The following is an 11696-nucleotide window of genomic DNA, read 5'->3' as shown; positions in this document are numbered from 1 at the left end:
ATACTCGTGGCCCCGATGTATGGTTGCAAGCATTGTAAAAGTGTTAATATGTCAAGCATGGGCTGGGTATAGAGGTTGTAGTTGTGGTTGACAACAACCTTACTATACCCGGCTCTACCCTTTTTTGGCGAAGGTATTGTTCAAGAAACCGGGTTTCTTAATCGCTGCCGAAGCTGCATAAATTTGGGTAAAACCCGCCCCTACCAATCATTTTTAATTTTTAATTTTTAATTGATTCTTGACTTCTCCCCCATTTTCTGCTAACCTCCAAGGTATAATCAGGATATGTGTATGTCTATAGGGTAGTCGCCAGTCAGAACCCCTGTTTTTCAAAAAAAAATTGCGCCTCCGGCGGAGTAAGCAGAGGGCAAAAGAGCAAAGGGCAATTAAGTCCTGGGGGGGAGACGGACAACCCGCAGACCAAAGCTGCCGCTGCCCTGAATGTCGGGATCGAAGTTGAACCGAAACGCACAGCGACAGAACCTAGGAGAACTGTCCCAAGAACCACCGCGAATCACACGACGAACCATTTCTTTATCTCTAGATAACCATATACTCCCATCGACAGGAGCTGCATTATAATAATCTTCATGCCAATGGTCGTAGCACCATTCCCCCAAGTTGCCGTGCATATCGTAAAGCCCAAACCCATTCGGCGGAAACTTTCCTACCGGTGTGGTTTTCTGACGATACTCACCCTTGGGGGCATCAGCATAAGTATAATTCCCGGCATAATTGGCTAAGTCAGTCGTCAGGGTTTCGCCAAAATGAAAAGGGGTCGTCGTTCCGGCGCGGCAGCCATATTCCCATTGCGCCTCAGAGGGCAAACCATAGGATTTTCTCGTATACTGGGACAGCCTAGCGCAGAATTCCTCGCAATCATACCATGAAACTTCTTCTACTGGCAAGTTATCTCCCTTAAAACGAGACGGATTAGACTCTAAGTCCCGCTTCACTTTCCGAAACGACGCTACCCTGCGCCATTGCGCCTGAGTAATCAAGAATTTCCCCATATAAAACGGCTGCATCGTCACCGAATGCTGCGGCTTTTCACTATCCCTTCCTTCCCCTGGTGGCGAACCCATGAGGAAAGTTCCCCCCGGAATAGCCACCATATCTAAAGATATCCCTTCCCCCAAATCCTCCTGGAAATACTGCGCTTCCCTGTTTTCCCGCTTAATCACTTTTCCCCGTCGGTTCACCGTCAGCACTTCAAACCGAAATACTTGATGCTCGTCATGGCGAGTGGAGCGAAGCGGAATGGACTCGTCATGGCGAGTGGAGCGTAGCGGAATGAAGCCATCTCCCCCCGTCTCCGAATCTGGGCGTTTGCTTCGCTCCGCTCGCAATGACAACGGTTTAGCGATACCACTCTCCCACCACTGACGCACATCCTGCGCTCTCTCTGTTGGCTCCATCGGTAGGGCACTTTTCAACAACCCCAACCAAGGCTCCCCAATATCCTGCGGTTGCCAACCCTTATTCACCAACAACCGCGAGATAGCAGATGGGGGCAACTCTCCCGCTACCATCTCATGCAAAATCATCCCCAACTCAAAAATATCGCTAAACGCCCCAATCTCCCCATCCCCCATCACTTCCGGTGCAGTGTAGCCTTCCGTAAACAGCCTTGTACTTTTGCGCGTCACCGTCGCCAACACCTGTTTCGCTGCGCCAAAATCAATGAGCTTCACCACTCCATCTGAAGTCATCATCAGATTATCCGGCTTCAAGTCCAGATGATACATCTTTTGCTTATGGACTGCCGCTAACCCTGCCACCACCTGCGCCATCACCCCCTCGATTTCATCAGTCGATAACCGCTTTTGCTCTAGGATTTGCTTCAGGCTATTTCCTGGGATTAGCTCCATCACCAAATATCCCGTATCCCCCTCCTCAAACGAATCCTCCACCCTCACCACATTCGGATGATTGATTTGCGCCAACTTCTGCCCTTCCGCAAAAAATCGCTCTTTTCCTCGCTGAAACTCCTTCTCCTGCGTGCGCGGAACCGTAATTTTCCCCGTGGCTCCATGACGTACCACCTGTTCTTGAGGAAAATACTCCTTAATTGCCACAATTTTCTGCAACCGGCTATGACTCCCCCGATAGGTGATGCCAAACCCCCCTTGTCCAAGTCCATAATCTATCTCATATTTCCCCCCCTGCAATTTTGTCCCCGGCTTTAACAAGTTCCGGTGCAGGGAGGGCAAATGGACACCACAGTTGGGACAAATTTCAGTATTCAGGGGCAGTCCATCGGTATGACAGTTCAGACAGCGCATGGGTCAATTAAAAATGAAAAATTTTCATGTCGGCGACAGCCGAAAAAATTAAAAAGGATTGGGTTGTGGGTGGATTACCCCAGTTTCAGTATAACCTGCCCCGTGGAAAGAAACCAAATGTCCGTAGGGGCAGGTTTGTCCATATCCCCCAATTCCCACCCATAACTTTTGTAAACCTGCCCCCAACCGTTTGCGGGGGTGGGGGCGGGTTCAGGAAATTGATGGCTGGGTGTCCTAAATATTGGATAAACCCGCCCCTACAAATCATTGTTCATTTTTCATTGTTCATTGATAACTCATCTCCAGGGAGGGGTTCCGCATTAGGAATTTTATCTAAGATTTTGTCAAAACGGCTATAATCGGCTTGTTTTGCATAACTCTCCAGCAGGTGAACCGTCCTTTGGGCTTCTATTTTTTCAGTTATAGCACTTAAGAGCCAGCGATCCATCGAAACTTGGTTTTCTTCAGCCAAACGTTTAATTTCCTTCAATACTTCGTCGGGTAACTGTAGAAAATAACTATTCATCCGCCAATTTTCTCCTGTAATTTTAGGGACTGAACTAAACTTCCAGGTTTTACCACTTCTATTCCAAATAATTGGGCAGCAGGCAAAAAATCCTGAGTGTTGAATGTCACGATTGCTTGAGCTTGAGCATTAATCGCACATTCTAAAACCATTTCATCATCTGGGTCTGGTAACTGCGGCCGCCACTGAAAGTAAATGGGAACGGGTTGACAGACATCCGCAAGTACACTGAGAACAACGTCAACCTCTTCTGAAGAAATCCAAAAGTTCTGTAGATTTTCATCTCGCTTCAAGACTTCAGTATACTCTAAAAACAAGGCTTCAGAAACGGCAGGGATAACCAATCTTTGACGAAGGGCTTTCAGAAGAACAAAACTAGCCCCTCTACGCGATCGTAATGCAGCAACCCAAATATTAGTATCAAAGACATACATCATTACAATACAATTCAATTGGATATATCGGAAAAACCGTCGCGGGGGTGGGGCGGGTTTACAAAATCGATTGTTTGGCTGTCCTAAATCTGGGATTAACCCGCCCCTACAGATCATTGTTAATCGATAATATCTCGACTCATAGATAACACACCTCCGTTAAAATTCGTTCACCAATACGCGGTTTCAATCCCGTTTTCATCACCAAATCCACCTTCACTCCTAGCTCATCCGTTAGCTGGTTCTCCAGTTCACAAAATGTCAACAACCCCAAACGATAATCCGAGTGAAATTCTACCAAAATATCCAGATCGCTTTCAGCCGTTTGCTCCCCGCGAACATAGGAACCAAAGACTCCAATCTCCCGAATTTTATACTGTTTCTTCAAATCCGGTAAAGTTTCCTGCAATCGTTTGACAAGAGTATCCAGCGTTTCCGTATTCATAAATCCACTCCATCGAATTCAACTGCTTTATCTCAAATAACCGTAGGGGTGGGGCGGGTTTAGAGAATTGATTCTTAGGTGTCCTGAATTTGGGTAAAACCCGCCCCTACAGATCCTTGTCAATTGTTCATTGTTCATTAAACCGTTTCGGAAATTGTCTTACCCAACGCCCGCAACGTGCGCTTAAAATTCTCCGCACGCTTGCGAAAATCATCCCCTGTACCTAAATCAAACGCCATCCCCCGCACGCCTTCTAATAATTTCAAATAAACCTGACTTTGGGGATCTTGGGTGCGAATCACTAAATAACATTGTTGTATCCCCACTGCTTTAATCTTCGCCACCACTTGCTCCATACTCTGGGTTTCCAAATCAGGAATATGGGGTGGCGCATCCGTAATTAAAACAATCACCTTATTTCCGTCTGTTCCAAAGGGTTGATTCAGGGCTAACATCAGGGCATCTAAACTACTTTCCGGTGCATCTCCCCCTCCCGTTGCTCTCAGTTTAGACACTTGTTCGCGAAACTGTTTCGGCTGATTCGTAAACACTTCTCCCCCAAACGTCAACACCCGATGATCTTCCCGAATCAGTCTATCTCGAAATGCCACCAACCCCACGCGCACCCGCACTCCTTCCGACTCAATTAAATCGGCAAATTCACTAATGGTTTCTTTGATGCCTTCAATTTCCCCACCCATGCTCCCGGTGCAGTCGAGAACAAAGAGAATATCGGCTTTGCGTTTTTGGTCGAGTTGCTGCGCTCTCGTCATTAAACTGGCTGCTAAATTCAGGGTTACGCCCGTGGTTTTTGGAGCAGCCGATTCTACGGTTTTGCTAACTGTGGCGCTCGGAGAAGATGCCCCCGCAAATGCCCGCCCGCATTCCTGACAAAATTTAGCTTTATCTTCATTGGATGCCCCACATCCGTCACATTTTTTCATGAATTCACCCTCGCACAAAGACCTAATTTTATTCTACCATACCCAGAAACCCGGTTTCTTGAAGAAACCGGGTTTCTTAATTAATCGCTAAAGCAGAAGTGTAGAAAAACATCCCCCACTTTCAACCGATCGCCATGGCGTAATTTTTCCGGAGTTTCCCCCAATTTCTTCCCCCGCAAAAGCGTCCCATTCTTGCTGCCCTTATCCCGGACAAAATAGGTTTTATCTGTGCGGGAAAACTCTAAGTGTTGGCGACTGATACTGTTATCGGCTCCGGCAATTTCTGCTCGCCCTAAAATTAGGGTTTTCCCCGGTTGAATATTGACAAATGTCCGCGCATCCCGATTAGTAATCGACTCGACAATCAACAGGGGATACTCAAAATTGAGACCTGAAGGTAATTCCGGAACCTCAACCGAATAACCCCAAGCTTCTAAAATCTCATCAACCGCTTGATAGCGCTGTTCGGGGTCTATTTTTATCATTTTGGCTAAAATAGTTTTCGCATCCGGATGAAAGGCACAGCCAAAATCGCGTAATTCAATCCCATCGACTAAACCCGGATGCTTGTTCACATAATTGACAAAATCTTCTAATTTATTCCAGCCCTTATGCTGCCAAAAATGTTCCCCCATGGATAGCTCATATAGCAAATGCCCCAAGGCATAAATATCCACGCGAGCATCAGCTACATTGGAGCCATAAACCAACAACTCTGGAGCCGCATAGTGAGGCGTGCCTAAAAACTCCCCACTGGCTGTAATATCCTTACCCCGAAACTTAGAAATTCCGAAGTCAATGATCTTGACTTTTCCATCGGATTCGATTAAAATGTTAGCAGGTTTCAAATCTCGATGAATAATATTATAGCTATGGGCGGCACTCACGCCCTTGAGAATATCGGCAAAAATGGTTCTTTTTTGTCGGGCGGTTAGTCCTGCCCCGATAATGAATTGATCCAAGGATTTTCCGGGAGAATAGGCAAACAGAATTAAAAAGGTATGACTGTCCCACTCGCGCAACCCCAACACGGGCACAATATGGGGAGAAGGGATTTTTACTGAGGCTTCTAACCGCACCCGTTCCACCATAATACTGCCTTCTTTCAACCCCATAATAATCTTGAGAACATAGAGGGTATTGCTGGCACAGTCTTTCACTTTCCAAACGGAACCAAAGCCCCCTACGCCTAACAATTCCAATAACTCAACTCGTGCAATTCCACTAATATTAACCGGAATAATTCCACCCACCGTCACTGCCAAAGTATCCGTCATAACTCACCTCAATTTTTAATTTTTAATTTTTAATTTTTAATTGATCTGTTGTACGGTTGCTTGACTGATTGCCGAATCCCCAGATTGCCAGATAATCAGCGTCTGATTATCCGTCGATCCGGCTTTTTGCGCGGTGTCAATTAAGGCTTGGGCAGATTCAGGAAGGGAGGCAATGGTTAAGCAAGAGAGCAATTGTATCGTGTCAATAGGGCTACTAATGCCATCCGTACAGAGCAGGAGGCGATCGCCAGGTTCCAAACCGATCTCTATCAATGGATCTCCCGGTAATGTCTCTCGACCAAGATAAAATTCTAACTGATTGCGACCCTCATGATACTTACCCATCTCTGCCGTAATCATGCCCCCGCGCACCAAGGCAGCCGCCACGGTATGATCGAGGCTGAGTTGGTTTACGGTGCGATCGCCCCGTCGATAATGAAACAAGGGACTATCACCAACATTCGTCGCCACGGCTCGCTGTCCCCAAAGTAACACCGCAACCACCGTAGTTCCCGCTTTCCCCCATCGATTCGCCCTCGCCATCCGACGCACAAAATCATTCGCCTGCTCTAGCCCTTCCTGAAGCGCCCGACCCAGGGTTTCCATCCGCAGACTATCCATCTTCTCCTGATTCAAGGCAGGAGTCATACAAAGCTGTTCAAATAGCGACACCCCTAATCTGCGTAGTGCTTCCCGACTCACATCCTCACCTCTGGCATGTCCTCCCATGCCATCAGCAACGGCCAATACCCACACAGGAGTGCGACTATTGGGGGGGTTCAACTCCAGAGCTAAGAAGCTATCTTCATTATTCGGTCGTTGATTGACTTCCGAGCGAATGGTATAAAACTCGTTCATAATTGGGTAATCAGTAACTCATAAAATCCGATGCATTGGGAAAGAGAAGCGGGCATTTTGCCCGCATTCCTCCCAATTCATTATGAATGGGAAGCGTATAAGTCTTCTATACTTAAATGGGATTGAAGCACTGCACCATCCCTAAACCAAATAATGCGGTTAGTTAAGCGTGCCACATCGGGTTCATGAGTAACCATGACTACAGTCATCCCATCACGGTTGAGTTGGGTAAAGATATTCATCACTTCTTCCGTGGTTTTGGTGTCTAAAGCACCGGTTGGCTCATCTGCCAGCAAAACAACGGGACGATTAACAATCGCTCTGGCGATCGCCACCCGTTGCTGTTGTCCCCCAGAGAGTTGATTGGGTTTATTTTTCATCCGATTTTCTAGCCCCACTTTTATTAAGGCTTCCTCGGCTCTTTCTTGACGCTCTCTGCCTTTAACTCCCGCATAAACCATGGGTAACATCACATTTTCTAGGGCAGTTAATTGGGACAATAAATGAAATTGCTGAAACACAAATCCCAATTTTTGGTTGCGGATGCTGGCGAGTTCCTTCTTGGGTAACTGTGCCACATCCGTGCCATCTAAATAATATTTTCCGCTACTGGGGCGGTCTAAACAGCCGATAATATTCATGGCGGTGGATTTTCCAGAGCCAGAAGGCCCCATGATTGAGCAATATTCCCCCGATTGAATGGTTAAGCTGACATCGGCGATCGCCTGAACTTCCACATCTCCCATCTGATAAATCTTAGAGATATACTCCAAGCGAATAATATCTTTTTTGTCCAATTCCTGATTCATCCTTATTCCTCGGCTTCTATGCAATTCTGAAATTTTTAATTTTTAATTTTTAATTTTTAATTGATCAAGCACTACGCAAGGCAACAATGGGGTCAAGTTTAGCCGCTTGTTGAGCAGGAAATACACCAAAAAACAAGCCAATCGTTCCCGAAACACCAACCGCAGTGGTAATCGCCACTAGGGAAACTTCTGCATCCAGAGCCGTTAAACTACTAATCACCCAAATGCCACTAATTCCCAATCCTGTACCAATTAATCCGCCCATAACCGATAAAATAATTGCTTCGATCATAAACTGAATTAAGATATCTTGTTCCGATGCTCCGATCGCCTTTCTTAACCCGATTTCCTGGGTGCGCTCGGTCACCGAAACTAGCATAATATTCATAATCCCAATGCCACCGACGAGTAAAGAGATTCCAGAAATTGCCGCCAGCAAAAGGGTTAAGGCTCCGGTAATGCTCCCTAAAATATCCATTAATTCCTTTTGGGAACGCACGGTAAAATCGTCTTCATCGGTAATTTTATGGCGAAAACGGAGCAAGTTTTCAATCTGGAACTTAGCCGCATTCATCCGATCGTCGGACTCAATGGAAATCGAAATTAAACTCACTTGCGTCCCGTAGGGGGAAGTATTCCCACTCACTCGGTTAGTCATGGTACTGAGGGGAATATAGGCCGCCATATCCATGTTATCTCCAAAGGATGAACCTTTGGGTTGCATTACCCCAATGACGCGAAAACTAATTGATTTTAAGCGTAGGGTTTCCCCCACAGGATTACGATTGCCAAATAAGCTTTTGGCTAACTCCGATCCAATGGCTACTACGGTTTCTCTACGCTTGACATCTAATTCATTTAAAAAGCGACCGTTAGCTACCTCTAAACTGCGTACTGTGAGTAATTCTGGCGTACTTCCAGTAATGGAAATGGCCACATTATTACCTCGATAACTCACCGTTTCCCTTACCGTTAACATGGGAGCAACCGCTTCTACTGACGGCACTTGTTGCTCAATTGCTTCTGCATCCTCTAGGACTAAGGTTTGGGGAGGGACAATGCTCCTTCTCTGAGCATTGGGATTTCCCGGTAGGACAAATAAAACATTAGGCCCTAAAGACCCCACTTGGTTAGTGACATAGTTTTGGGTTCCTTCACCAATGCCAATCATGGCAATAACAGAAGAGTTACCGATAATAATGCCCAACATGGTTAAGGTGCTTCTGATTTTATTCCCTAATAGGGTTTTACCGGCAATTTTAATGCTCTCTAGAATATCCATAAGGGTCTATTTGATCTCACGATTAACAATTTCATCTAAGGTTTTACCGTCGGGTAATTCCACAAAGACGGGTTGACCCGGTTTAATTCCTTCTAAAATTTGGATCTGATTGCCTAGGAGGGGGCCAATGGTGACGGGTTGAAATTTGGGTAGCTCACTGTCCCCAGGGACTAATACGCCGGTTTGTCCCTGATGGGTAATAATGGCAACAGTGGGCACGACTAAGGCGTTGGTCAGTTCATCCCCCACAAACGATAAATCAACATTCATCCCCGACTGAAGCAAATCTAAGCCGGTTTGAATTTCTACCCGCACTTGAAAAAGGGTAACCTCCTGTTCCTTGATGGCTTCGGGAGCAATCAGATGAACACGACCTTCAAAGGTGCGATCGGGATAGGCATCGGCAACAATTTCTACTTTTTGATTGGGGTAAATTTGGCTAATGTCGGCTTCGGGAACTTTGGCGAGAACTTCTAAGCCTTGTGCCAAAGCGACAATTGAGGTAGAGGTGGCCGAGTCTGCTGAAGAGGCGGCGGTGACTGGGGTGACAAAGGCTCCGGGGTCAGCATATTTCTGCACAATTAACCCGGAAAAAGGGGCTTTGACTTCCGTATCTTCGAGTTGAACTTGGTAATATTCTAGATTCCCTTTTGCTTCTGCTAAGTCTGCTTCCGCTTTAGCAATATCTTCGATGCGGGTTCCATTCACTAGGCGGTCTAGAGCGGCTTGGGATTCGGCAACTGCGGCTTGGGCTTCAGCAATATCTTCTATTCTAGAGCCATTTTGCAGGCGCTCTAGGCTGCGCCTGGCTCCGATCGCCCCGGCTTCGGTTTGCTCTAAATAAGCTTGGGCGCGGCGTTTTTCATCCAGTCGTTGATCGAGTTCATCCGTAGAAATTGCGCCCTCATCAGCGAGGCGTTGATTGCGTTCTGCGCGTTCTTGGGCTAAGTCTAGACGAGATTGGGCTTCCGCTACCAGAGCTTGGGCGCGGTTGAGGGAGGCTTGGGCTTCGGCGATCTCCTCTGGACGGCTACCGGCTTGCAGTTCGGCTAAGTTGGCTTGAGCGCGTCTGAGTCTGGCTTGAGCTTCGGCAATGTCTTCGGAGCGGTTTCCGGCGATCGCCTTATCGAGTTCCGCTTGGGTACGGGTTAATCTGGCTGTGGCTTGTCGCAATTGAGCTTCAAGTTCCTCTCTTTCCATCAGGGCGATCCGTTGTCCTTTTTCTACGCGATCGCCTTGTTCCACATAGAGTTCGGCTAATCTCCCTTGCACTTTGGGACTGACATTCACCCGGCGAACCGGTTGTACCACACCACTGGCATTGATGCGAATGGTGAGGGTAGAGGCTTCGGCAGGAACAGTTAAGGAGGCGATCTGCTCTGCTTGAGACGGCGATCGACTCGTATTGAGGTACACAATCCCAGTCCCGCCAATACCAGCAACAGCAACCAGTCCCAAAAGCCAAGGGAGAGGCTTTTCAAGTTTGGGGTGGATGAGCGGCAATTGCATGATGTCAATCTTCCTTAAAAATCAGTACAAGTAAGTGCTGTCTGTTGAACAGGCATGAACCCATACTTTTAGGGTAGACTGGTTTTCTGTACTTGTGGGGAGATAGGCCAGAGATTTCCTAAACTGGCTCATGGGCAATTAATATCAAATCTATTTATGTACGCTTGAGATGAATCGGGATGACAGGATTTGAACCAAAAACCCCTAAGAGAGCTTACGCTATAGCGTAAGCTGTAACCCTTGCCTCACATATGTTTCACACTTTGAACCTTGAAAATGTGTGAAAAGTGTGTGAAACATGAACACCTACATAAAGCAGGCATGGTCATTAGTTAATGAGTATTTCCACTCTAACGCCATTGACTCATCCAAATTGGTAGACCATGAGTTGATCCGTGCCTACCTTAAGGCTTGTCAAAAGTCAACCCCTAAAGGTATTCGGATTACGAATACCAGGAATAGGCTTAACCTCCGGTTTAAGACTGCTACCAAATCCGGTAACTCTGATATTGCTTGCAATGAAGACTTTACCCGTGATGGTTGCGTTAATGCCCTAGCCAAGTCTCTGGCAGTCTCTGACAAGCTCAAAGAGCTTGAATCAGAGTCTGAATTCTGGGAATGGTACGAAGTCGAAATCAAGGGAGTTAAAACCCTTGAGAATGACATCATCACCATTGGTGAAGCGATAGAGCTGGTGAAGTCTAACTACTTGTCGGGTTACGACAAGTGCGGACGTAATAGGGCTGATAAGAAGTTAAGGGTTAACACCTTGGCAATCTATAGCAAGACTTATGGGAATCACTACCAAAAGCTCAACCCAGAGCTTAAGCTGACTGCTGAGAATCTCATCTCTGGGATTAAGAGCAATTGGGGACAGTTGATTATTAATACGTCTGGTTCTCAAACTCTTTGCTCTAAAGGCTTCAAAAACGCTTATGTTGCCTGTTGCAAGCTGTTGCGTGATACTCGGTTAATTGCTGAACTCGATAAGGTTCAATCCCACTTTGGGGTTATTCGTGTTGTCGAGAAGACTGAAGGACAAACCATCGACCTTGAGACATTTCTAGACTTTAGGGCTAGGGTACTTGGGCTTAATGGCTATGATCTGACCAAAGCTCAATGGAGAGCCATAGATTCTCGTCGTTCATGGTTCAAAGCCTTGAGCTTCAACTTACTCTATGGTTTCCGTTGTTCTGAGTTTAAGGCTATCCTGAACCTTGACAAGCCTATTACGCTTGGGAAACGAGTAGTCAAGGCACTTCATGACCCCACTAATACCGAGAATATCGTGATTATTGGTGACGGGTTTTGGGTCACCGATACCAGT

11 protein-coding genes are annotated in these 11696 nt (G+C 46.6%); 1 reads left to right on the top strand and 10 read right to left on the bottom strand.

Annotated features, from left to right (window positions below):
- Positions 1-386 precede the first annotated feature (386 nt).
- The 10 genes from PMG71_RS10470 to PMG71_RS10425 all read right to left on the bottom strand — a co-directional run bounded on the left by PMG71_RS10470 (position 387) and on the right by PMG71_RS10425 (position 10369).
- Positions 387-2285, bottom strand: coding sequence for a bifunctional serine/threonine-protein kinase/formylglycine-generating enzyme family protein (locus PMG71_RS10470; protein ID WP_283753623.1), 1899 nt, complete (start codon positions 2283-2285; stop codon positions 387-389).
- A gap of 271 nt (positions 2286-2556) precedes the next feature.
- Positions 2557-2811, bottom strand: a complete 255-nt coding sequence (locus PMG71_RS10465; RefSeq protein WP_283753622.1) for a CopG family transcriptional regulator — start codon at positions 2809-2811, stop codon at positions 2557-2559.
- Positions 2808-3248, bottom strand: a complete 441-nt coding sequence (locus PMG71_RS10460) for a putative toxin-antitoxin system toxin component, PIN family (protein ID WP_283753621.1) — start codon at positions 3246-3248, stop codon at positions 2808-2810. Before PMG71_RS10460 ends, PMG71_RS10465 begins: the two co-directional genes overlap by 4 nt.
- Positions 3249-3384: 136 nt before the next feature.
- Entirely contained in the window at positions 3385-3690 is a 306-nt protein-coding gene (locus PMG71_RS10455; RefSeq protein ID WP_283753620.1) for a nucleotidyltransferase family protein, read from the bottom strand.
- A 137-nt stretch (positions 3691-3827) separates the two neighbouring features.
- Entirely contained in the window at positions 3828-4634 is an 807-nt protein-coding gene (locus tag PMG71_RS10450) for a VWA domain-containing protein (protein ID WP_283753619.1), read from the bottom strand.
- A gap of 80 nt (positions 4635-4714) precedes the next feature.
- Positions 4715-5911: an FHA domain-containing serine/threonine-protein kinase gene (locus tag PMG71_RS10445; RefSeq protein ID WP_283753618.1), complete on the bottom strand. Its 1197-nt coding sequence runs from the start codon at positions 5909-5911 to the stop codon at positions 4715-4717.
- A 36-nt stretch (positions 5912-5947) separates the two neighbouring features.
- Positions 5948-6769: a PP2C family protein-serine/threonine phosphatase gene (locus PMG71_RS10440; protein WP_283753617.1), complete on the bottom strand. Its 822-nt coding sequence runs from the start codon at positions 6767-6769 to the stop codon at positions 5948-5950.
- Positions 6770-6849: 80 nt separating this feature from the next.
- Complete coding sequence (locus tag PMG71_RS10435) at positions 6850-7578, bottom strand: ABC transporter ATP-binding protein (protein ID WP_283753616.1); 729 nt, start codon at positions 7576-7578, stop codon at positions 6850-6852.
- A 64-nt stretch (positions 7579-7642) separates the two neighbouring features.
- Positions 7643-8860: an ABC transporter permease gene (locus PMG71_RS10430; protein ID WP_283753615.1), complete on the bottom strand. Its 1218-nt coding sequence runs from the start codon at positions 8858-8860 to the stop codon at positions 7643-7645.
- Between the two features lie 6 nt (positions 8861-8866).
- A complete protein-coding gene (locus PMG71_RS10425; RefSeq protein ID WP_283753614.1) occupies positions 8867-10369 on the bottom strand; it encodes an efflux RND transporter periplasmic adaptor subunit in 1503 nt (500 codons plus the stop codon).
- Positions 10370-10667: 298 nt separating this feature from the next.
- Here PMG71_RS10425 and PMG71_RS10420 point away from each other — a divergent pair.
- On the top strand, positions 10668-11696 hold a 1029-nt coding region (locus PMG71_RS10420), incomplete at its 3' end, for a hypothetical protein (RefSeq protein WP_283753613.1).

Origin of the sequence: Roseofilum acuticapitatum BLCC-M154, assembly GCF_030068475.1 — a bacterium.
Lineage (GTDB): Bacteria > Cyanobacteriota > Cyanobacteriia > Cyanobacteriales > Desertifilaceae > Roseofilum > Roseofilum acuticapitatum.
This window is presented reverse-complemented; position numbering and strand designations above follow the sequence as displayed.

Bases quoted from the DNA above. Each gene is read 5' to 3' on its own strand.
- PMG71_RS10465 (WP_283753622.1), bottom strand. From the start codon at position 2,811: ATGAATAGTTATTTTCTACAGTTACCCGACGAAGTATTGAAGGAAATT.
- PMG71_RS10445 (WP_283753618.1), bottom strand. From the start codon at position 5,911: ATGACGGATACTTTGGCAGTGACGGTGGGTGGAATTATTCCGGTTAAT.
- PMG71_RS10470 (WP_283753623.1), bottom strand. From the start codon at position 2,285: ATGCGCTGTCTGAACTGTCATACCGATGGACTGCCCCTGAATACTGAA.
- PMG71_RS10435 (WP_283753616.1), bottom strand. From the start codon at position 7,578: ATGAATCAGGAATTGGACAAAAAAGATATTATTCGCTTGGAGTATATC.
- PMG71_RS10460 (WP_283753621.1), bottom strand. From the start codon at position 3,248: ATGATGTATGTCTTTGATACTAATATTTGGGTTGCTGCATTACGATCG.
- PMG71_RS10440 (WP_283753617.1), bottom strand. From the start codon at position 6,769: ATGAACGAGTTTTATACCATTCGCTCGGAAGTCAATCAACGACCGAAT.
- PMG71_RS10455 (WP_283753620.1), bottom strand. From the start codon at position 3,690: ATGAATACGGAAACGCTGGATACTCTTGTCAAACGATTGCAGGAAACT.
- PMG71_RS10425 (WP_283753614.1), bottom strand. From the start codon at position 10,369: ATGCAATTGCCGCTCATCCACCCCAAACTTGAAAAGCCTCTCCCTTGG.
- PMG71_RS10430 (WP_283753615.1), bottom strand. From the start codon at position 8,860: ATGGATATTCTAGAGAGCATTAAAATTGCCGGTAAAACCCTATTAGGG.
- PMG71_RS10450 (WP_283753619.1), bottom strand. From the start codon at position 4,634: ATGAAAAAATGTGACGGATGTGGGGCATCCAATGAAGATAAAGCTAAA.